Here is a 22,740-nt window from a genome sequence, read left to right on the forward strand (position 1 = left end):
GGTGTGTTGCTTGCAAAGCAATTTAATATCGTAAAATTATACGCTATTTTTGGAAAATTTTTTTGCGTTGCCTAAATTTTTTTCTCCTTTACGTACGCTCGCACACCTTTAAAGGCAAGATAAGACTGGCAACAAAAAGCCACTAACCGTAGCACCAGTTTATCTTGCTTATTACTTTGTAATAAGAACCTTTAAAAATTTGGCACAAAATTGGCAACAAAGACGGCAACATTAAGTTTTTATATTACGTAGTAATATATAATATTCAAAATTTGGCAATAATGCTGGCACAAAATTGGCACTATACCTATTTTTTGCGATTATTTACTAAAAATTATCCTAAATTTTTTTCATCTGATTCTATAAAAAATGTTGCTGCATTTTTAAGTAAATTATGATAAATTACTTTCATTTTGATGCTATTTCTTGAAAATAATGAACCTTGCTTTTTGATAAATTTCTTAAAAAAGTTATAGACAAAATGCTCAGCATAACTTTTTTCAATGATTAAATTTCCGTCGTTATTTCATATATTTTTACTGTGATTATTAATGTATTTAAAGAGTGTTCTTGATTGTTTTATAAAAGATTTTTCTATATTTTTTTCTTTCGCTTCAAGTAAAAAAGTGGCTTTTAATTTCATAAAATCCTCATATTTTAGGTTAAAATTTTTTTCAAAAATTGCACTAAATAAATCAACTAACGCGCACCATATACCCGACTAAATCAGTTTTTATATAGCATTTTATGTTTCTTTGAATTGAACTTTTTATATCCAAATGTTTCATTAATTTTTCTAAATAAATGAAAATAATCAAGGCTATATTTAACCTTAATATCACTAGCGAAAAGGCTCATTCACCTTGCTCCACCACCTTTTAAAACTACTTTTTTCCTTTTAATTTCTAATTTTTTTAACTCATTATTTATAAATTTTTTAGTAAAAATAGAGTCATTTTCCAATGTTTTTTTACTAAGGTTTTTAGTAGTATTTATTGAAAGATTTATTAACACAGCGCCAATTTCAAGAAATGAAAATCTAGCAGGGTTTATGCATAAATGTGGTATTTGTGAAGAACGAGGGAGTGGATATGATAAAGTCCTATTTGCTACAAGTAAAAATAATATGGTCGCTCATAAAATAGAAAATCAAAGCGATAAATTTACTAAGGTAACATTATATTCTAAAGTTACATTTAATTTAATAAACAAAGAAGATAGAATAAGGACTTGTTATATGTATGCTTGTTTAATGTATGTCCAAGGAGAACCTATCAATAATAACTCTATAAGAGAATTATTTGGAATTGATGTTAAAGATAAATATAAGGCATCAAGAATAATAAAAGAAGCGTTGGAAAGTAATTTAATAAAAGCTGTTGATAAAAAAAACGGCACCTAGGTATATGAAATATGTACCATTTTGGTCATAAATTTAAGTTGCAGTAAGTTGCAAAAATGACGGTAGAAAAATCTATCGTCTTTTTTATAACACAATACAAGGAGGTAACTATGAGAATAAATGACTATGAATATCTTTATAGAAAAATGATAGATAAAAATATCAATGATACAAAAGAATATTTATCGCTTCTTAAAGTTATGGGTAATAACTCAAAATATGACTTTAGTAGTCAAGTAAGTATTGCCCATTACAACAAAGAAGCAACAGCTTGTGCTGAGTATGATTTTTGGCAAGAAGCTTTTAACAGAACTGTGAAAAGAGGACAAAAAGGTATACCTACTTTAAGACAATTTAATGATTGTCAAAAGATAGTATATATTTTTGACGTATCACAAACTGTATCTAAAAATAAAAATGTAAATGAAATAAATCTTTGGAAGATAAATAATGAGCTAAAAAATGATACATTAAATCGTATCTTAAAAAGGAATATATAAATACAAATGAAAATGATACAAGCCTTTCAAAACTAAAGCTAGTAATAAAACAAGATGTAAATGAAACGTATTCATTTATCGCTAATGAACTAAAAATTGAAGCTTTTAAGCAAAATTATTTTAGAGATTTTTTAGAAGAAAGTTTACTTATCTCAGTTTTTGAAAGATTAGATATTTCTTATCTTCCAAATATAGAATTAATAGATGAACATTTAAAAAGCTTAGATGACATCTCATTTGTAAGCATTTGAAGATATTTGAATAATATCAATAAAAATCTTATTCAAAAAGTAATAGAAGTTGAAAAAGAAATTCTTAATCAAAGGCAGTGGACAAAGGACGCTGATAGGGGCACAATATAGAAAAGATAAATTTGGAAATATAAATAAAGAAATATTAGGAGGAAATAAAAATGACAGACTTCGAACAAGCACTAGAGAAGAACTTAGAAATGAAAGAGGAGAAGACATTTCAGGAAATGAAATCGACAGAGGAAATCCTAGAGAAGATAGTGGAATTAACGATGAAAGATCTAAACAAGAAAGCACTGATGAGCTTTTATTCCAAGGAGAGATTGAAATTTCTGATGAACTCAGAAAACGAGAATCATCAGTTAATGCTTCAACAGATGTATCAAGAGAAAAAACTACTAACTCATTTACTGGAAATCGAGAAGAAAGCAAACGAGTTTACAGAGAAAATGAAACCGGAGATGATGAAAAACTTTGGGATAATGGAGGAATTAAAAGTCAAAGACCAGATGAAATGGGTGGGTCTCATGAACAACCTAAATACAACACTAAAGAAAATGACCTTAGAGTAGATAGTTTACAACTAGAAGATGAAGAAAAGAAAGTAGAAAAAGCTACTTCCTTCCTAAATAGTAAGTGCATGTGTTGCACTTGAACTTACTATTTAGGAAATTTTAATTATATAGAGTAATGTTTAAGGTTTTTAAAATTCCTAAACAACATATTAGCTTAAGGTCTTATTATAAATTTATATACGTTTTGAAATATGTCTTGAATTTTATAATCAATATTATTGAAATATCTTCTTATTTAAACTAAGCCACAATCTATTAGCGGTTTATGCATCTGAAATTGTCATTTTAATAAATATTATTTATTTAGCTATTCAAAATAAATTTTTTTCAACTAAACGATAATTTAGAGAAGCAAATGAACTATATTTTTAAAAATATGATGTCTAAGGCAATGAATAATAAAATTAAAGGTGAATATGCTTCTGTTAAAAACCTTACCCAAGTTATAACTGGTAAAGAAGATGCAAATTTTTCTGATGAAAACGGAAAATATAAGTTTTTTACTTGTTCGAATGAAGCTTTAAAATGTAATGAATATAAGTTTAATAGTTCATCTGTTCTGATAGCTGGTAATGGTGATTTTAATGTTAAACATTATACAGGGAAATTTAATGCCTATCAAAGGACATATGTATTAACCCCTGAAAAAGATTACTATGCTTTATTATATCTGTCATCTGTAGAAAGAATTAATGCACTTAAATTAAGATCTACAGGATCAATTATAAAATTCATAACCAAAAATGATATAGAAAGCATCCCAGTATTCATTCCTTGAGATAAGAGTATTTTAAATATATTAAATCAATTACTATTTTTGAAAGATAAAAAATCTAATGAAAATGAATATTTAGTATCTCTTCGCGATTATCTTCTACCACTTCTTTTAAATGGGCAAGCCACTATTGAAGATTAGACAAATAAATTATCGTTTAGGAGAATATATAATTAAACTCAACTGCTTTAAACCCAGTTTTTATTTAGGAGATTATATGAAAGATAAATATATTAATAATATTTTACAGAAAATGCAACACTGTTTAAATAACAAGCAAATGCATGAACTTAAAAAAGTTCTAAAACAAGAATTAATATTAATGGAAAATAATTCGGATAACAATGACGATGTATCCAATGAAAAAATAGTTGAATTATTTATAGGGTCAAAAACATTAGAAGGTTGTTCCGACAATACAATAAAATATTATATTTCTACTATTGATTCAATGGTTAAATCCATAAATAAACAAATTAATGAAATTGAAACAAATGATTTGAGAAATTATTTGTCAAATTATCAATACAAAAATAATTCAAGTAAGGTAACAATTGACAATATAAGGAGAATATTATCAAGTTTCTTTTCCTGGCTAGAGGATGAAAACTACATCGTAAAAAGTCCAGTTAGAAGAATTAAAAAAGTTAAAGCGCCAATAACCGTTAAGGAAACATATTCAGATGAAGAACTTGAAATAATGAGAGATAATGTCAATAATTACCGAGATTTAGCATTGATCGACATTTTAGCTTCTACAGGAATGAGGGTTGGGGAGTTAGTGAAGCTAAATATTGAAGATGTTGATTTTAAGGAACGGGAGTGTATAGTAGTAGGAAAAGGAAATAAGGAACGAATTGTATATTTTGATGCTAGAACAAAAATTCATTTAAAAAAATATTTAGATTCAAGAGAGGATGAAAACAAATCCTTGTTTGTTTCATTAAAACTGCCATATAATAGAATTAGTATAAATGGAATAGAATCAAGACTTAGAAAAATTGGAAAAGATCTCAATATTAAAAAAGTTCATCCTCATAAATTCAGACGAACATTAGCAACAATTGCGATAGATAAAGGAATGCCAATCGAGCAAGTTCAAAGGCTATTAGGTCATGAAAAAGTGGATACAACATTAAAATATGCAATGGTAAAGCAAAGTAATGTGAAAAAAGCACATCAAAAATATATAGGATAAGGGGTGAAAAAATGTGAAATCTTAAATTAAATGATATAGCAAAAATAAATTCACTTTCATTGTCAAAAAAAGACATAATATCATATGTTAAGTACCTTGATACAAGTAACTTAAAAAGTAATATAATAGAAAACTTTCAGTATTTTGAAATGTTTAAGGAAAAACTCCCAAGCAGGGCTAAGAGGAAGGTTAAACAAAATACTATATTGTACTCAACTGTTAGACCAAATCAAAAACATTTTGGTATACTTAAAAATTTGGATTTTTCGAGTATTTTAGTATCTACTGGTTTTTGCACTATAGATGTAGATAATGATATTGCCGATCCTGATTTTATTTATTATTATATTACCCAGGATTTTATGATAAAAAAAATGCAAAGTATAGCAGAACAAAGCACAACATCATATCCATCTATCACGCCTAATGATGTAAAAAATATTGAGATAAATTTACCAAATATAGAAATTCAAAGGAAGATTGGAAAATTTTTGAGTGATATTGAATCAAAAATAAAAACAAATTGCATGATAAACGATAATTTAGAGAAGCAAGCCAAACTGCTTTATGATTATTGGTTTACTCAATTTGACTTTCCTGATGAAAATGGAAATCCATACAAATCGTCGGGTGGAGAAATGGTTTGGAATAAACAACTAGAATGTAGCATTCCTGAAAAATGAGAAATTGACCCATTATCAGCTATCCTTAACTTTAAATCTGGGTTTTCATTTTGTACTGATCTGTATGTTAAAGATGGAAAGTATAAGTTACTTACCATTAAAAATATTCAAGACACTGGGATTAACTTTCAAGTTGATAATTATATAAATAATGTTCCACACAATGTTCCAGATCATTGTTTTCTAAAAGTAAATGATATTTTAATGACATTGACAGGAAATATTGGAAGGATTGGTATATTATATAGTTCTAATTGCCTTTTAAATCAGCGAGTAGCCCTAGTAAAAAATATTAATGAGGAATTACGTTCATTTGTATATTATCTTCTTAAAAGTGATATTATGCAGAAAAAATACCAAACAATGGCTAATGGGTCTTCACAAAAAAACTTAAGTCCTATCGAAGCTGAAAGTGTTTTGTTCACTTACTGCAAACAAGTAGCAACCAATTTTTCATCCTTAATAGATAAATCTTTAAAAAAGATAGTATCAAATCTAGCGGAAAACCAAAAATTGATTTCTCTTCGCGATTATCTTCTGCCACTTCTTTTAAATGGGCAATCCACTATTGAAGATTAGACAAATAAATTATCGTTTATTTTATTATTTAGTTCAATTTTTTTATTAATGAAGTAAATAAAATCGCCTATCTTTTCCTTATTTTGAACATCAGGTATTAAATAGTTCATAATATGATTTTTATCGCAACGAGGTAATATTGAGCCTTTTACTCCAAGCATTGCGTATTGAAAAAAACTATCATTTAAAAGGTTGGTATAAATATATTTGCCAAATTTAGATTCTAATGGTTTTATAACCAAAACGTCAGGACTTGCTAACCCACTTTTATCTGCTAGTCAAATCTTCTTTAAATAAGGACCAATATTGCCTAGTAAAATATCATATTTCTCAAATTTAGTATATTTTCCGGTTTTTGGTACAAACGAGGATGGTTTAATACCCTTTTTATTTGGCAAAATATTCTCAACTCCAACATAAAAAACATCAAGGCCATCAATACTTAATTTTTCATCTGAATACTTTGCATAATGCATTAATTTTTTCATTGTTCACCTTTAAAATAGTTGTTATGGATAAATATCGTTATGATACATATTACCATTATTTTTCTTCTTGTTTGAAATGTAATTTTCATAGTTTTTCGATACTATCGTATTTGGCATGTCCATCTATAGGAGTGTTTGTGTCACCAACACGTGTAAATATTTGATTAGGATGAATGCCCCTATATTTCTCGGATAGAAAAAAAGGAATATTCTTAGAAGTTTTACAAATTATTACACCTATTTTTAAATATTTATAATACAGATTTAATACTTCAATTTCTGGGGCGTGATCTCCTGCAAATTTTATATTATTAATGAAATTTAGAATATTGTTAGACCTTAAATCTTCATTTATTCCAATTACCTTTCCATCATCTTGAACTCCGAATATTAAATAAGCATCTCTGTTTTGTATATTATTGGACATGCATAGAATGTCATGCAGTAATTCTTTTCTATACGATCCATCTTTTTCTTTTTTGTAAAATTCACTTTTATAATCAAAGAAATCGTCTTCTTTTTTTAAATTAATTAAACCGACAATTTTTTTATTAATTTCATTGTGATAGTGATAGTGATTTTTTTTATGCTTTAAATCTTCCACAATTTCTTTTAATTTAGTTGATTCATCAGGAGTTATTTTTCCTTCAACCTTAGAATTATCTTTCTTATTTGTGCAAAAAATAGTCACTATTGCTCCACTGTTGAAGAAAAGTATTTTATAAAAATTCGCATTATTTCAGCCTTCTTCAACATTTTTCCAATGTATCCAATGTTTTCCAATCCTGTTTTAATGTAATCAATGTCAATATCAAATTTTGCCATTAGCTTCCTTACCTTATTTGCTCAGATAAACAAATAATAATAATAATAATATTAGATATTATTTTTAGATAATTTTAAATTTCGCAGCTGCTCCATTATTTCTTTTTGAAGCTTTTCTCCCTCTTCAAAATATTTTTGAAGTTCATTTTGATATTCATTCATTTTTGCTTCAAATTCTTCTTGTGTTATTTCAACATAATCAATTTTAATATCAAAATACTGACCAGCAGAAAGTGAGTAGTTTTTTTCTTTTATCTCATCATATGAGACGGCAGCAGAAAAATCATCAATTGCTTCTTTGTTATTAAATGTATTTATAATTAAATCTATATCTTTTTCAGTTAATCTTCTTTTTTTGTTTTTTCCATCTTTATAATCTTCACCAAGTTTTGAGGCATCAATCAAAATTACTTTATCATGGTTTCTAGCCTTATCAAAGAATAGTACAGTAACATTAGTACCCGTGTTAGCAAAAACATTAGATGGCATACTTACACAACCATAAACTATTTTCTCATCAACAATTCTTTTTAAAATTTTACTTTCAACACCTGATTTAGATGTGATAAAGCCGGTTGGAATAACGATTGCGCCTTTACCTGTTTTATTCTTTAATGAATTAATAACATGTTGAATAAATAATGTATAAATTGCCATACTTTCTTTTTTTGTTGGTGGAACTTTAGGCACGCCACCTCAAAAACGCTCAGGCATAGTAGCTAATTTTTCTCTAGTTTCTGAAAAATCTAATTTAAAAGGTGGGTTAGAAACAACAAAATCAAATTGTCTTAATGATTTTTTGTCATCACTTCTGTGATGTGGAGAGGTCAAGGTATCTCCTTGAATAGCATATTGTAATGATGAAACCAACCCATTTAAAATCAAATTAAATTTAAGCATCTTGTTGCTTTTTTGTGAAATATCTTGAGTGTAAATAGTACATCTATCAATACCTATGCTGTGCGATAATGCCATTACAAGTGCTCCTGTCCCAGCAGAAGGGTCATAAATTTCAATGCTATGAAACTCTTTTTGTTCACCAATAAGCAATCTTGCCATTATTTTTGCGATTGATTGAGGAGTGTAATACTCTGCGTATTTTCCGCCCCCATTTGTGTTATAGTCCTTTAGAAGATATTCAAACACATCTGCAAAAAAATCATAATGTTCACCAAGAGCTTCTTCAAAAGAAAAATTAACCAATTTATCAACTAAAGCTCTTGCAAAATCTGACCTTTTGATATCGTCAGTAACATAAATTGTAAGTTTTTCAAAAATAGGAATTTTTGTCTGATGAACAGTTTCTGTTGCGAAAATTCCTTCATTTTTAGCAGCTATTTCTTCCATTGTTGAATCGAAGATTTGCGCAAAATTACCCTTTTTTTGCTGATTTCAAAGCCCAGAAATTAAATGGTGGGGCTCAAGAAGCGGAACTTCAGGTTTTAGTCTATTAAGTAATGATTTTCTTTTTTCTTCGCTCATATTAGCATAAAATTCATCTCACTTGTCCGCAGCATTTAATTCAGGACTAATTTTTTTAATTTCATATCCAAATTTATCATTTATAAATTTATAAAGAAAAACCTGGGTAATTACCTTATACTCGTTACCATCATTTCCAATTCCATAATGCTGGCAAGTTGCTTTTAATGCATCAATTAAACTAATTGTCTTTTCTTTTAAGTTCATGTATTATTTCCTTATTCTGTAAATTATTGTTTGATTTGACTAGTGTATTCCTCTTCAACATTATGAATAATGAATTCAATATTTTCATTATTCATTTCAATTTTCTTTTCTTCAAAAATGTTATATATTGTGCTACTAATTGTTCTTTTAAAGTAACTTTGATGATTTACAATAGAATCCTTTTTATAAATTTCATTATCTATGTTGTTTTTTATCATTTTTAACACATTCATTATTTCACGATAGTCGTTTGAAAGAATTAATTCGTATTTTTCATCAGCATGTTTTTTATTTAACTCCAAAATCCGTTTATGTATGCGAACAAATTTTTGGTCATTATCATACTTAGCCAGTAAATTGTTATTATCTTTGTTAATTTTTTTTATATTGGATAATGTTTCTTCTAAAAATGTGGAAGATTCATCGAATTCATCCATATTATGAATATTGAAACCTCTTTGAGCAAATTTCGCTCTTATTATTGAGATTAAAGATGAGTACTCTGGATCTTTTGTATCGATATTCGCTTCAAATTCTCTTGATATTTGAACCCATTTTTCATTTAATATATCTGTAGAAACAATTTTTAATTCATCATTAAGCGAAGTTTTTTTAAATATGAATTCAATATTATTCATAATTTCGTTTATAGATGATTTAAATGATTCATTATCTTTTAATGCAAGTTTTTGGTTTACTATATTTATTCTCTTTGTAAGTAGATTAATCAAAATTGGGAGATTTTCAATTTTGATTTCGTTAAATTTTTCCTTCAAATCTACATCACCTCAAGTTCTAACTAAATTAAATGAATCTCTTGCACTAAATAATACATTTCTTAACTCTATTAAATGTTTTTTATCGTCAATTTCAGATATTTCTGAATTAAAAATTTCCAAGTTGTTAATTGTGTATTTAAACAATTCGTTTGATGCTTTTTTTACATTATCAATTAATTTGTCTTTATCTTCAAAAATGCTATTTAACACATCATATGTTTCTGCATCACTTGGTTCATTTATTTTTTGCAATTCGCGAAGGTAAGCCTCGTTTGTTTCATTAAAATTTTTCTTGATATCTGCAAAATCAATAATATAACCATATGTACTTTCTTTATATGGTCTATTAACGCGAGTTATAGCTTGTAATAATGTGTGGTCAGTTAATTTTCTACCGAAATATATTTTTTTTAATCTAGGTGCATCAAAACCAGTTAAAAGCATGTTATAAACAATTAAAATATCAATATTTTTACCTTTTTTAAAGTCATTGATATGTTTCATTCTGGTTGCCTTATCTTCAGTGTCGTGTAAAATTAGAGCGGCTTTTAAATTGGTTTTTTCAAACTCGTTATCGTCCATATTGCTTTGGATCTTGTTGAAAAATTTATATATTTTTTTCGCTTGGTTGCTTGTTTCACAAATAACCATGCCTCCTAATGAATTACTCTCACGAGAATTTTGAAATTGTTTAAAATCTTTGATTATGAATTTTGTAAGTTCCTCAACATATGAATCGTGCTCAATAATATTAGACATTTTTACATCGTTTTTTTGCGCTAACTGTTGTAGGCTGTCATGAATTTCTTCTAGTTTTAATTTACATGAAGTTTCAACATCCTCTCTGATAATTTTTAGCGTATAGCCATCTTTTATAGATTTATCATAATAATATGTATGAATATAATTACCAAATATAGATCATGATTCTTTATCTTTTCTTAAAAGCGGTGTACCAGTTAGCGCAATTTTAATTGAGTTAGTATCAGCATTAAATAAATTTGCTAAAAAACTACCGCCCTTTTTATAACTTCTGTGTGCTTCATCTATTATAAAAATTCTTTGTAAATTTACTGAGTAATCAGCAATATTGATCTTATCTTTTTCATCAAATCGTTGGATATTAACTACAGTGATTTCCATTTTTCCATCATTGCCTTCAGTAGCATGGGTTGTTTGAAATTGTGTCATTAATTCTTGTTTATTATTAGGTGTTTTAACAGACAAACCACGATATTCAAATTCCTGTTTAGCTTGTTCTAGTAAATCCAATCTGTCGACAATAAAGTAAAATTTAGCAACTTTGTTTTGAGAAGAAAAATAGTCAGTCAAATATTTTATTAAATAATATGATAATGCAGTTTTTCCACTCCCTTGAGTGTGTCAAATAATTCCTGACTTTTTACCTTCTTTAAGGGTATTGCCAACCGCTAATGTAGCTAGCAATTGTTGATAACGCATTATGTGTTTTAAGTTAAATTGCTTGATATTACCATCTATTTCCTTATTATAATTTAAATAGGCAACCCCGTATTTAATGATAAAAAGCAATCTTTCTCAAGAACATAAAGATGTGATAATTCTATTTGTAGGGGTATTGAAATCTAAATTTGTTTTGTATTCTGGGGTCGAAGGTAATGTATGAGCATTAAAATCACCAATGATTTGTTTTTCTATGCCCATATCTATAGGCTTGTAAGGATAGCTAGTGATAAACTTATCTGAATCTTCTCTAAAGCAATTGAAAAACGCTTTTTGTTTTGCCGCAGTGCTGTAAAACGCACCCTCAACTGGTGCAATGCCGTCAACATTATCGTATTCCATATTATTGGAAAAAATCATTAATTGGGTAATGTTTATATATCTTCTAAATTTAGGATTTGGTAATCTTTTGTTATTCATCCTTTCAGCTTCAGCAACGATGCCTCCAGGATTATTAGGTGTTTTAACCTCAATAAAAACCAAAGGTAAGCCATTAATAAATAAAGTTATATCAGGTCTAAATTCTTCGCCTTCGTTTCGGTAAGGAAATTCTCCAGTGAAATGAAAAGAGTTGTTATTAATATTTTCAAAATCTATTAATTTTTGATTATGTGAGATTAAGCGATTATAAAAACTCATTCCTAAATCATCATTGTTTAGGTCATGATTTATTTCGCGTAATACCTCATTAAAATCACCTTTAAAACTTGGATTTAATTGAAAAAATTTTTCTTTAAAAATATCGACAGCAATATTGGTAGTAGCATCATATTTAAATGATTTTGTACTATCAGAATTTCTTCCAAGATATTTATATCCAAGTCTTAACAAATGCACTAATGCAGGTATTTGTACTCTTGTTTTTTCATTAAATTCAGCCATAATTTATATTATCCTTAATAATTTATATATGAATTATAAATTAGATTTTAATATAGTTGATTTTAATGGTGATATTTTTAAAATTAGAACAAGTTTTATTAGATAATTTCTTTAAACCAAACAAAAAACTAATAATTTTGATGTTAACCCTCTTCCTTAAACTCGGACAAAAAGCAAACACATCAGTGTTAACTTTTTTTGTCATGGTTTAGATTTAGAGGATACATATAAAATTGACAAATAATAATTGAGAAATATCACTTGGATTAGGAATAGAAATATTATGACGAATATATTATATTTTTTCACAAGTCACCATTATATAGTTTCATGGAATTTATCAATTGACAAAAAGAAATGCAAGATATAGGCAATTTTAGGCCTAATACAAATACAAGGAAATATACTATCGATTTAGACCTCTTAACAAAAGATTTTGGAGTGTATTTATCCAATAAATATCCTGTATTTTCAGTAAAAACACTGACATATTGAAAAAAATTGATGTTTGCCCTTATTCCTCATGATCTGCTCTCGATGAAAAAAGAGGACGCGATTTTTATAAATTTTTTAAGCAAGTTAACAATTTACTTGATGACACATTTCTACTTGAGACTCCGTGGTCAATAAATATAAATAAATTAGATGCAAATTCCTCAAAATTTTTAAAATGAGCTTTTAATTTTTAAAAATAACTAACTAACTAATTTTTTTAAAACATAGCTATTGATGAGGCGGCTATGTTTTAAAAAGCTCATAAACATAAGCAAATTCCAATGTGCTATAATTTAAATATGTTTAGAAAAGCTAGTAAAGATGCATGAGCAGTGGTAAAAAGAAGCAACATGTTAATGCTTGCAATAGGTCTTTTATTAGGAGCTGCTTTCAATGAAGTTGTAAAATCATTGGCAAATGATGTAATCATGCCGCCAATCGCTCAATTAGCCAGAGTTAAAGATGTAGAACAATGAAAATGAGGTTCAGTTTTAATAGGTAAATTCTTATCGGCATTAATCGCCTTCATTATTGTTTCGTTCATTATCTATGTATTATTGATGGTCGTATTTTTAATTAAGGCTAAGGTTGATTTTAAGAAATTGTTAAAATTAAAAAAAGAGGAAGAAGAGGTTGTCCCTGAACCAACAACACAGGAATTGATTTTATTAGAACTTCAAAAACTTAATGAGACAATTAAAGAACAAAAAGAACAAGAATAAACAGCACTAGCTGTTTTTTTCTTGCATTTTTCAGTCAAAAATGCTAAAAAATTCTTTTTTTGTTCTAAGTTAAGTCAAAAAAAGACAACTATATGTAGGAGGTATAAAATGAAATATAACTTTGAAAAAGTATCGCTTAAGGAGCAATCGCAAATTTACGGTGGCTCAGTATTAAGTTTAGTAACTGCTGTTGCTCCACTGGTAATAAGTGGTGTTAGTGTGATTGCGAACATAGTGCGTATGTTTACGTCAAAATCCGGTGAAGCTAAAACAGGAACAAATGGAATTAAATGAAATAACACGGACGAAAAAACGTCAAAAGTAGAGCCCACAGTGCAATATAAAACAGTTTATGTAACTTATTAATATAAAATATTTTGCAAAAAATCTTTCTAGATTATAATTTAACTGTTACTTTTTTGTAACCATTCTAAAAGGGTTCTTAAGTGCATTAAGCCACCCCAAAGATGAGCCACAAAATTCAGGAGATTAATAGACATGTTCGCTATTATTGAAACTGGAGGCAAACAAATTTTAGTCAAAGAAGGCCAAACAATTTTCATTGAAAAAATTGAAGGTCAAGAAGGCTCAACAGTTAAATTTGACAAGGTTTTACTAGTTGGTGAAAAAATTGGTAAACCATATCTTGAAAAAGCTTATGTTGAAGGCGTAATCCAAAAACAAGGCAAAAGTAAAAAAATCATCGTATACCGTCACAATGCTAAATCAACTCACAAAAGAAAACTTGGACACCGTCAACCTTACACACGTGTTGAAGTTAAAAAGATCGTAGGATAGAAAATGGCAAAAACAAAAGCTGGTGGTTCTACTAAGAACGGTCGTGATAGTCGCGGCCAAAGATTAGGGATTAAACTAGGTGATGGTCAATTCTGTACAGCTGGTTCAATTATTTTCCGTCAAAGAGGAACAAAAATTTATCCAGGTACCAATGCAGGAATTGGAAAAGATGACACTATTTACGCTTTAATTACAGGATATGTAAAATTTGAGAGACGTAGAAATCGTACATTCGCCTCTGTATATGAAACAAGAGTTGTTACTCCAAAAAACAACTAATAATTAAATCGGTCATTAAGACCGGTTTTTTTATTGCATTTTTCAGTAAAAAATCTAATTTTTTTCTTTTTTTCTCGAAAAGAACGCATAAAACAATATATTAAAATGGAGGAAAAAATGAATGAATTATTAGTTTATTTTTCTTATGCCAATAAGGGCAATAATTATGAAATATTTAAGGATTTAGTTAAAAAACGAAAAGTGGGCGAAGCACATATTAGATATGTATTAAACAATTTGGAAAAGGAAGGAATTAAGTATGTTACGGTTTTTGATTCAGAGTATCCAACATTGCTAAAAAATATCAAGTATGCCCCGTATGTACTTTATTACAAGGGGGATCTAAGCTTAGTAAACAAGGATTTGGTTACTTTAACAGGAGATGTAAGTAATATTCACACTGAAAAATATTTTAATGGGTCTATAGAAAGCTTTATTAATCAGTTTAGCTTAATTACTTCCGATTTTACTAGTTTTGATCGCAAAATTACTCAACAGTTTAGAGATAAAAATAAAGGAATTGTACATGTTTTGGCAAGTGGCCATAATTATCTACCAAAAAATGCTCCGCTAGAAAATGAGCTATATATTAGTCAGTATCCGCCGGAGGTTAACCCCAAAATTGCTCGTTTTAAGGAGCGAAATGTAATAATTTCCGCTCTTAGTTCAAACTTAGTTATTTATGGAGCTAAGCAAGCTAGTGGCATTATTCATTTGGCAAATGCTTTTGCAGATATGAACAAGGAGGTTTATTGTTACCCGAGTTTAGACCTAGAAGATGGCAACAATTTTTTACTTAAAAATGGCGCAAATCTAATAACGCATGTTGCTGATGTAATAGGTTATTAGATTGTCATATTGATAAAATATGTCAAAATTCAGTGTTTTTCAGTAAATTTTCAGTTTATAACTGTATAAAATTAAATATAAAAATTTTATAATATTAAACTATAATTATACTTATGAACACACACGCAAGCAATGCTGATAGCAATACCCAAATATCTAAAGATATTAAAGATTATAAAATGGGTGCACACGGTTATAAACGTCATAAAAACAACAATAAAGAATTTAAAGGATTTAAGGCACAGCGTTATTTTATTAAAACATTTTATATGTTTTTAGCTGCATTTTTGTTTAACTTTGGGTTAGTTGTATTTTTACGAAAATCAGAAACTATTCCTTCTGGTCTTTCTGGGATACCGATGTTAATTTCATTAGTTCATAAAGAAACAGCACCATATTTTGCATTAATGTATTTGGCATTCAATATTCCGTTGTTTGCGATATTTGGATGGCGTATTAAGCGATCGTTTTCACTGCATACCCTTGAGTTTATGATTTTTCAAATTATTATTCAATTTTTCTTAACTTTTGAATTTGTAAAAGGAGCATCTGCTGCGGGATGATTTGAAAAATACTTTAATATTGCTCCAGGGTGGGAACGTGAAATTACTATTAATGGCAACTTATATGAAAATCCAGTTACTTGGCCGATATTGGCAAATGGCCTAATTGGTTCTGTATTTGTCGGAGCATCGATAGCTGTCGCGTGGAAATTTGGTGGTTCAACGGGCGGTACTGATATAATTGGCTTTTACTTTTCGACTAGACGTAAAAAAAGTATTGGTGTGGTGTTATCAACGATTGCTATTTTTACTTCAATTGTTTTCTTATTAATATTTGCTTTTATGAAGCCACACGCGAACTCAGTAAAAGTTATTAATGATGTTGCAGAAGGTAAAAATATTCAATACTTTCAGACAACGAATGAACATGTATTTTTTGGAATGCGTGAAGTAACCTCATTTGTGTATATAGGTGTTGTGAATGGTCTTGTGTCTCTGTTGTATCCAAAATACAAAAAGGTGACAATGGAAATTGCTTGTGCCGAAAACTTCGATATTGTCTTGCAGTATTTTAGAGATATTCATTACTGACACGCTTACTCAATTCAAGAACATACAAGTGGGTACACAGGTAAAAAAGTGTATAAATTAACCACAACACTACTAGTTTTAGAATGTAAAAATATAATTAAAGACCTACGAAACCTACATCCCCGTGTTTGAATATCGATAAAACCTGTCAAATTAACAATCGGGCATTTTGATACGCGTTACGTTGATGAAGATTAAAAAATATGTAGCTTTGGTGGCTACATATTTTTATTCAGCAGGTTGTGAATCGAAGTCGATTTCTTTTTGTTCGTCTTTAACCATTTTTTTAGCTTCTGCTAATTCCAAGCTAAAGAATGTTGTTACACCACGATTTTGCATAGTTGCACCGAATAATGCATCAACTCTGGACATTGTTCCGTGGCGGTGAGTGATAACTAAAAATTGTGTTTTAGCTTTTAGTTCTTGTAAATATTCAGCGTAACGAACAACATTAGCTTCATCAAGAGCGGCCTCAACCTCATCAAGAATACATAGAGGCAATGGTCGAGCTTTTAAGATAGCAAACAATAAGGAAATGGCAATTAGCGATTTTTCACCACCTGAAAACAGTTTAAGATTAGCAATGTTTTTACCTGGGGGTTGAGCTTTAATTTCAATTCCGGATTCAAGGATGTCATCAGGATTACTTCAATATAATTCTGCCTTACCGCCTCCCATCATTGTCCCAAATACTTCGTTAAATGGAGTATTAACGTCATTTACAATATTGGTTAGACGAGTAACTATGACTTTATCAATGTCAGCAATAGCTTTTTCAAGTGTAGCTTTAGCTTGTGATAATTCTTTAAATCCATTGTCATATTTATTGAAACGTTCTTCTTCTTCTTTTAAAGCTTCCAATGACTCAAGGTTAACATTACCTAGTTTATCAATTTCTTCGCGAAGGTCACGAACAATTTCTTGTGCAACCTCGTGTGGCATGTTTAATTTATGTTCTAAAACAGCAGACTCAAAAGTTAATTTATATTGCGTAGCAAGACGCTCTCTCGATTGAGAAACAATTAATTCTGATTTAGTTTTGTCTGAAAGTTTTTGTGCATATGAGTGTGATAAATTATTCATTGAGCTAATATCATCATCTTTTGCTAAATTAAGATTAGTTAGCTCAGCGTTTATAACTTTAGTTTGTTTTAATAAAGCGCTTAATTCTGTTTCGATTTCGGTTTTGCGGATTTGCAATGATTGTAAATCATTAGTTTTTGAGTTTTTGTCTTGTTTAGCCTCATCGCTATCAAGTTTAACTACTTCAGCATTTAGATTTTGTAGTTTTATGTTAAATTCATCGATTTTTGCTTGAATTGCGTTGCGTTTATTGGCTTCAACCTGCAATGTAGTTTTTAATTCTTCTAAGATTGCGTAGTGTTGTTTACGAATATTACGTGCTTCAATTAACTGACTTTGAGCAAATTGTAGTTGAGATTGAATACCGGGTAGCAATTCTTTTAATCTCTTGATTTTGTCATCAAATCCAATTAAGCTTTCTTTTTTTTCTTTTACACCACCAACGATGACACCGCCAGGGCGGATAGTATCGCCATCCAAGGTTACAATCATATAACGCCGATCTAAAATGTGTGAAATTTTGTTAGCTTGATCAATATCGGAAGCAACAATAATATTCCCTAATAAGAATTTTTTCACTACATCATATTGGTGTTCACAGCTTACTAAATCTGAGGCGACAGCAATGAATCCAGGATGACCTTGAATACCCAATAAATGGTCATCACGAACTGATTTAGGTTGAATTGTAGAAAGCGGGATAAAGGTTGCCCGTCCTCCATTGTTTGATTTTAAAAAGTTTACTGCCTTAACGGCGGTTTCTGGTTTATCAACAATTCAGTGTTGAGCGGCACTTGCTAAAACCGTGTCAATTGCACGTAAATATTCTGGCTCAACCTTAATTAATTCAGCCACAGTCCCTTTTAAAGGTTTTCCAAAAAAGGCGCGGTTGTTCGCAATAGTTTTAGTACCATCAAAAATCAATGTTCCACTTTCTTTATGGTCATTTAGAATAGTGATTGTTGTTTGAACTTTTGTCAATTGCGTGGCTGTGTTTTGTTCTTTGATTTGAAGTTCATTAATTTTACTTTCTGAATTTGTGATTGAGTTGCTTACTTCTTGAATTCGTTGTTTTAAAACTATAATAGAATTATTAACAATATTTAATTCTTTAGCCTGTGCTTTAGCTAATTTTTGATAAGCTTCAATTCTTTGTGTTGGTGAAGCTTCAATATCTCCTTGGGCAATTAATTGCTCACGGGCACTTTCTTGATTTAAAACATTTTGAATATTGTCTAAACGTTTTTGTAATTCATTCAATTCAACTTGAAGTTTCTCGATTTTAGCTTCGGCTTCCGATTTGAATAAAGTACTTTGTGAAATTTTAGTTTTAGTAATAGCTATTCTTTGTTCGATCGCTGCTTTTGTTTCTTCAACACCCTCTAATTCAGCGCTTAATGCTTCATATTTTTCGCCAAAGGTTTTAATATTATCAACTAAAAGCCCAATTTCAACTTGTTTTAATTCTTCGGCTTTTTGAATATAAATTGTTGCTTTTTCAGCTTGTTTACGAAGTGGTCCAAGTTTTCTATCGATTTCTTTAATTGTTATTTCAATTTTTTCTAGACCTTCCTGAGTTTTAGCTAGTTTGCTGATTGCTTCTTTTTTCTTGAATTTATATTTTGAAACCCCAGCCGCTTCTTCGAAAATAGCTTTTCTTTGCTCAGGTGTAGATTGAGCTATATCAGAAACTGTACCTTGTGAAATAATAGCTAAACTTGATTTACCAATTCCTGACTCCATTGCTATTTCTAAAATATCTTTTTGGCGACATTCTTCACCGTTTAAATAGTATTTGTTGCCACCAGCACCACGTTCTAACACACGTGAAATTGTAAATATTTCGTGTGGAATTGAATTGTTACCATTTTTATTGTCAAAGGTTAAGGTAACCTCAGCTCGATTCATAGCTTTCATGGTTTGAGAACCTTGGAAGATAACATCGTCCATTTTATCGCCACGAAGTTCCTTAGCGCTTCTTTCACCCAAAACTCATCTAATGGCGTCATTGATATTTGATTTACCAGAACCATTAGGCCCAACTATACCAGCAACTCCACCGTCAAAACTTAGTGCAACTGGGTCGGCGAATGATTTGAATCCGTGTGCTTCAACCTTAATTAATTTCATCGCTCCTCCTTGAATACATACATAATTTAAATTATATATTTTGATTTAAATATTATTTTAATATTTTATATTTATGTTGTGCCTGTGATTCATTTAAATATTTACATTTATATTTAAAAACTAAAAAATGAGTTTTTGCTGTTAATAGATACTTAAAACAACATTTTTTAATTTTTAACTTTTTACCTTGAGAGCAGACAAACTCAAATATGTATTTTTATAAGAAAAAAATGTGGAAATATTGTGGAACAATTAACAAAAAAATAAAGTTTAGTAAAATAAATCATTATTAAGTATTTAAACTAAAAATTAAATCAACACAAAAAATCAAAAATAAGAGAGTGTGAAATATGAAAAAAATTCTTTTAAAAACTTTAATATCATCCACATCCGTTGTATTTCCGTCAATGATTGTTGTCGCTTGCAATGAGACTGCAAAAATTAATCCTGAGGATATATCAAGACAATCTGAAGAAAATAAAGGTATTAATGATCCACAAACTGAGCAAAAAAATCCTAACATGGGTAAGGAAGGTGATCAAACTAAAAAAACTGATACAGAGAAAGCTCAAGGCGAAAATAATGATAAAACTAAAGCTGGCAAAAAAGATTCCAACAATGGTAAAAATGGTGAGCAAGCACAAAATGTAACGCCTAGTCCAGACAAAAAACAATCACTAAAAGATACACCTTCTACCAAACCTCAACCCGCACCTCAAAAACCGGCACCAAAATCAACACCTAAAGCTCCAACACCGGAAAATAAGAAAAAGCAAAGTGGCACCCCTAACCCTATTTTAAAACCAGCAAAACCTGTTGCTCCGACCAAACAAACATCTCCGGATAAAAAAGGATCATCATCAACAACCAAACCAAACGTAAATAGTTCAGGTAAGGTTCAAAAAGATAAAAAGGATTTTGGTAAATCACAAAAAGTGCAACCACAAGCTCCTAAAAACGAAAAAATGCAAGCAGACACACCAACTTCGCCCAAAAAGACTGAAAAAATCAATGAAAATAATTCTAAATTTGTACTAACCCCTGCAAAACACGATATCAATAAAGTCTTAAAAAACGAGATTGAAAAATTAGATAACAGTTTAAAAACACAAGTTATATCGTTAGGGAATGAATTGGTTAAACCAGAATTTTATCAACAAGCTATTCAACTTCACACTTTTGTTTCCAATATACAAAAATTTTTCATTTCTAATAGGTTAGATGCAGCAAAAAAATATTTAGAACATTTCACTGTTAAAATTAATTCTGAAAAAGAAAAAATTAATAAGTTAATTGCCGGAAAAAACGGAGAACCAGGATTCGCCCAATCATTTGGTAACCTTGTAAAAACTTATGAAATGTACAAAAACTTTAGCTCATATATTCATAAAGTAGATAAGAATTCTAAACTAAATCAGCAACAACATAAGCATATTTCTGATATTTTTAAAAAATACCAAAACAATAATTCCATTGAAAGAGAATATTTTGAACGATTATATTCTGATTATGACACCTTAACACTGAAGGAGCCTTCAAAAATCGCAAATAAAAGTCAAATGGATTCTCTTCAAAAGAAAATGGCCGTTTTCTTAACGGAAATAGTAAATGAGTTTAATAAATCCATGCTTTCAAATCCAGAAACTGCAAAATATATTTATAATGAAAACAAAATATTTGAATTAAATTAATTTAATCAAAAAAGGCCACAAGGCCTTTTTTTAGTTTTTATAAATGATTTTCTCTAAATTCCTCGATAAAGTCTTTGTAGTTTTCTAGAATATATGCCAAGTCTTTATCACCACGTCCGGATAGAGTAACAAGAATATCAATTTCTTTAACTTGGTTCTGTTTAGCGATTTTAATAGCTTGTGCTAAGGCATGTGAAGATTCTAAAGCGGGTATGATACCTTCGCTTGAAGCTAAGATTAGGAATGCTTCTAATGCTTCATTATCCGTGATTACTTCATAGGTAGCTAATCCTTGTTGTTGTAGGTATGAGTGTTCTGGTCCAACTCCTGGATAATCAAGTCCGGAAGCAATAGAATATACTTCGTCTGGATTACCGTCTTTATCAGCTAAAAGAATAGATTTAAAACCATGTAATATACCTGTTTTACCAAATGTTAGGGTAGAGGCATGTTGACCGTTGATTGGCCCTTTTCCCAAAGGTTCAACACCGACTAGTTTTGTATCTGAGAATAAATAAGCTGTAAATGAACCGATAGCATTTGAACCACCACCAACGCAGGCGACTACGTAATCAGGATCCTTATTGTATTTTGCATTGAATTGTTCTCTTGATTCTTCGCTAATTATTTTTTGGAAATTTCTTACCATTAATGGGAATGGATGTGGTCCTACAACGCTACCGATTGCATATAATGCAGTCTTATATTCTTTTCGATAAGCTTCAAAGGCAGAATCGACTGCTTCTTTTAGTGTTTGTGCTCCGTGAGTGGCTGGAATGACTTTAGCTCCTAATATTTTCATTTTTTCAACGTTAGGTTGTTGTTTGGCGATATCGACTGCTCCCATGTGAATTTCACATTCTAACCCAAAGTGAGCAGCGGCTAAGGCAACCGCTGCCCCGTGCGAACCCGCTCCGGTTTCAGCAATTAATTTTGTTTTACCTATCATTTTAGCAAACAATGCTTCTGCTAAACAGTGATTAGTTTTGTGTGAACCTCCTTCATTTAAGTCCTCACGTTTAATATGAATTCTAGCTTTGCCGTATTTAGCGGATAAATTTTGGCAAAAATAGATTGGTGTTGGACGGCCTTGAAAGTCTTTTCTAATTTTTATTAACTCATTTTTATATTCTTCAGTTTGCGAAATTTCTTTGTATTGCTGAGCTAATTGAGCAAAAATAGGTTCTAAGTCAGCTGGCAAATAAGCCCCACCAAATTCTCCGAAAAAGCCATCTTCATTAGGTGTGTTTTCTAAATATTTTTTTAATTTATCATTCATATTTGTTCCTCATAGTTAATTATTTTTACCAAAAATAAACATACTGATGTATGTATTTTGTTATTTAAAATATTTAATTAATATATGGATTAAATTAATTTTAAAAATAACAATAAAAATTAATTTAAACTACGCCAGTAGAAATATGCTTGCATTTGAAAACAATCGAACTTTAATTGTTGCATATTTTCTCCTTCAGATAGTCGCTCGAT

The 22,740-nt window shown here is 29.5% G+C and carries 22 protein-coding genes; 13 read left to right on the forward strand and 9 right to left on the reverse strand.

Annotation, left to right across the window (positions count from 1 at the left end; all coding sequences use genetic code 4):
* Positions 1–334 precede the first annotated feature (334 nt).
* Both MCFN_RS00720 and MCFN_RS03620 read right to left on the reverse strand, forming a co-directional pair.
* Positions 335–643, reverse strand: coding sequence for a hypothetical protein (locus tag MCFN_RS00720; protein ID WP_038561201.1), 309 nt, complete (start codon positions 641–643; stop codon positions 335–337).
* 56 nt (positions 644–699) lie between these two features.
* Entirely contained in the window at positions 700–1,014 is a 315-nt protein-coding gene (locus MCFN_RS03620) for a hypothetical protein (RefSeq protein ID WP_038561204.1), read from the reverse strand.
* A gap of 37 nt (positions 1,015–1,051) precedes the next feature.
* On the opposite strand from MCFN_RS03620, the gene MCFN_RS03625 reads away from it, so the two are divergent.
* The 6 genes from MCFN_RS03625 to MCFN_RS03635 all read left to right on the forward strand — a co-directional run bounded on the left by MCFN_RS03625 (position 1,052) and on the right by MCFN_RS03635 (position 5,963).
* Positions 1,052–1,402 carry a putative DNA binding domain-containing protein gene (locus tag MCFN_RS03625; RefSeq protein ID WP_038561206.1) on the forward strand — a complete coding sequence of 117 codons (351 nt, stop codon included), beginning with the start codon at positions 1,052–1,054 and terminating at the stop codon, positions 1,400–1,402.
* Between the two features lie 110 nt (positions 1,403–1,512).
* Positions 1,513–1,902: a hypothetical protein gene (locus MCFN_RS00735; protein WP_038561209.1), complete on the forward strand. Its 390-nt coding sequence runs from the start codon at positions 1,513–1,515 to the stop codon at positions 1,900–1,902.
* A gap of 300 nt (positions 1,903–2,202) precedes the next feature.
* The gene (locus tag MCFN_RS03720; protein ID WP_038561213.1) at positions 2,203–2,844 is read left to right on the forward strand and encodes a hypothetical protein; all 642 of its coding nucleotides are present in this window, start codon (positions 2,203–2,205) and stop codon (positions 2,842–2,844) included.
* A gap of 239 nt (positions 2,845–3,083) precedes the next feature.
* Complete coding sequence (locus MCFN_RS00745; RefSeq protein ID WP_038561217.1) at positions 3,084–3,644, forward strand: restriction endonuclease subunit S; 561 nt, start codon at positions 3,084–3,086, stop codon at positions 3,642–3,644.
* Positions 3,645–3,720: 76 nt separating this feature from the next.
* Positions 3,721–4,701: a site-specific tyrosine recombinase/integron integrase gene (xerA, locus tag MCFN_RS00750; RefSeq protein WP_038561220.1), complete on the forward strand. Its 981-nt coding sequence runs from the start codon at positions 3,721–3,723 to the stop codon at positions 4,699–4,701.
* 11 nt (positions 4,702–4,712) lie between these two features.
* On the forward strand, positions 4,713–5,963 hold the full coding sequence (locus MCFN_RS03635; protein ID WP_038561223.1) for a restriction endonuclease subunit S: 1,251 nt from the start codon (positions 4,713–4,715) through the stop codon (positions 5,961–5,963).
* Here the strand turns inward: MCFN_RS03635 and MCFN_RS00760 are convergent.
* From MCFN_RS00760 to MCFN_RS00775, 5 genes are read right to left on the reverse strand one after another with little or no spacing between them, the layout of a single operon-like run.
* Complete coding sequence (locus MCFN_RS00760) at positions 5,960–6,451, reverse strand: restriction endonuclease subunit S domain-containing protein (protein WP_038561226.1); 492 nt, start codon at positions 6,449–6,451, stop codon at positions 5,960–5,962. The genes MCFN_RS03635 and MCFN_RS00760 overlap by 4 nt on opposite strands.
* A 55-nt stretch (positions 6,452–6,506) precedes the next feature.
* On the reverse strand, positions 6,507–7,142 hold the full coding sequence (locus tag MCFN_RS00765; protein WP_051604540.1) for an ATP-binding protein: 636 nt from the start codon (positions 7,140–7,142) through the stop codon (positions 6,507–6,509).
* Positions 7,142–7,276: a hypothetical protein gene (locus MCFN_RS03685; protein ID WP_268745196.1), complete on the reverse strand. Its 135-nt coding sequence runs from the start codon at positions 7,274–7,276 to the stop codon at positions 7,142–7,144. Before MCFN_RS03685 ends, MCFN_RS00765 begins: the two co-directional genes overlap by 1 nt.
* A gap of 51 nt (positions 7,277–7,327) precedes the next feature.
* Positions 7,328–8,965 (reverse strand): N-6 DNA methylase, encoded by a 1,638-nt coding sequence (locus tag MCFN_RS00770; RefSeq protein WP_038561228.1) that lies wholly within the window; start codon positions 8,963–8,965, stop codon positions 7,328–7,330.
* Positions 8,966–8,988: 23 nt separating this feature from the next.
* Positions 8,989–12,108, reverse strand: a complete 3,120-nt coding sequence (locus tag MCFN_RS00775; protein ID WP_038561231.1) for a type I restriction endonuclease — start codon at positions 12,106–12,108, stop codon at positions 8,989–8,991.
* Between the two features lie 794 nt (positions 12,109–12,902).
* Between MCFN_RS00775 and MCFN_RS00780 the strand changes: the two genes are divergently transcribed.
* The 6 genes from MCFN_RS00780 to MCFN_RS00805 all read left to right on the forward strand — a co-directional run bounded on the left by MCFN_RS00780 (position 12,903) and on the right by MCFN_RS00805 (position 16,543).
* Entirely contained in the window at positions 12,903–13,325 is a 423-nt protein-coding gene (locus tag MCFN_RS00780) for a large conductance mechanosensitive channel protein MscL (RefSeq protein WP_038562429.1), read from the forward strand.
* 108 nt (positions 13,326–13,433) lie between these two features.
* Positions 13,434–13,691, forward strand: coding sequence for a hypothetical protein (locus tag MCFN_RS00785; RefSeq protein WP_038561233.1), 258 nt, complete (start codon positions 13,434–13,436; stop codon positions 13,689–13,691).
* Between the two features lie 132 nt (positions 13,692–13,823).
* The gene (gene rplU, locus MCFN_RS00790; protein ID WP_038561236.1) at positions 13,824–14,123 is read left to right on the forward strand and encodes a 50S ribosomal protein L21; all 300 of its coding nucleotides are present in this window, start codon (positions 13,824–13,826) and stop codon (positions 14,121–14,123) included.
* A 3-nt stretch (positions 14,124–14,126) separates the two neighbouring features.
* On the forward strand, positions 14,127–14,402 hold the full coding sequence (gene rpmA / locus MCFN_RS00795; RefSeq protein ID WP_038561239.1) for a 50S ribosomal protein L27: 276 nt from the start codon (positions 14,127–14,129) through the stop codon (positions 14,400–14,402).
* Between the two features lie 117 nt (positions 14,403–14,519).
* Positions 14,520–15,251 (forward strand): DNA-processing protein DprA, encoded by a 732-nt coding sequence (locus tag MCFN_RS00800; RefSeq protein ID WP_038561242.1) that lies wholly within the window; start codon positions 14,520–14,522, stop codon positions 15,249–15,251.
* A gap of 113 nt (positions 15,252–15,364) precedes the next feature.
* Complete coding sequence (locus tag MCFN_RS00805) at positions 15,365–16,543, forward strand: YitT family protein (protein WP_038561245.1); 1,179 nt, start codon at positions 15,365–15,367, stop codon at positions 16,541–16,543.
* A 30-nt stretch (positions 16,544–16,573) separates the two neighbouring features.
* Here the strand turns inward: MCFN_RS00805 and MCFN_RS00810 are convergent, their stop codons facing one another.
* Positions 16,574–19,558: an AAA family ATPase gene (locus MCFN_RS00810; protein ID WP_038561248.1), complete on the reverse strand. Its 2,985-nt coding sequence runs from the start codon at positions 19,556–19,558 to the stop codon at positions 16,574–16,576.
* Positions 19,559–19,908: 350 nt separating this feature from the next.
* On the opposite strand from MCFN_RS00810, the gene MCFN_RS00815 reads away from it, so the two are divergent.
* On the forward strand, positions 19,909–21,249 hold the full coding sequence (locus MCFN_RS00815; protein ID WP_038561251.1) for a hypothetical protein: 1,341 nt from the start codon (positions 19,909–19,911) through the stop codon (positions 21,247–21,249).
* Between the two features lie 37 nt (positions 21,250–21,286).
* On the opposite strand, the gene trpB is transcribed toward MCFN_RS00815, so the two are convergent.
* Positions 21,287–22,528 carry a tryptophan synthase subunit beta gene (gene trpB / locus MCFN_RS00820; RefSeq protein ID WP_038561254.1) on the reverse strand — a complete coding sequence of 414 codons (1,242 nt, stop codon included), beginning with the start codon at positions 22,526–22,528 and terminating at the stop codon, positions 21,287–21,289.
* Positions 22,529–22,740: the final 212 nt, after the last annotated feature.

This window comes from Mycoplasmopsis californica, from assembly GCF_000695835.1.
GTDB lineage: Bacteria > Bacillota_I > Bacilli_A > Mycoplasmatales > Metamycoplasmataceae > Mycoplasmopsis > Mycoplasmopsis californica.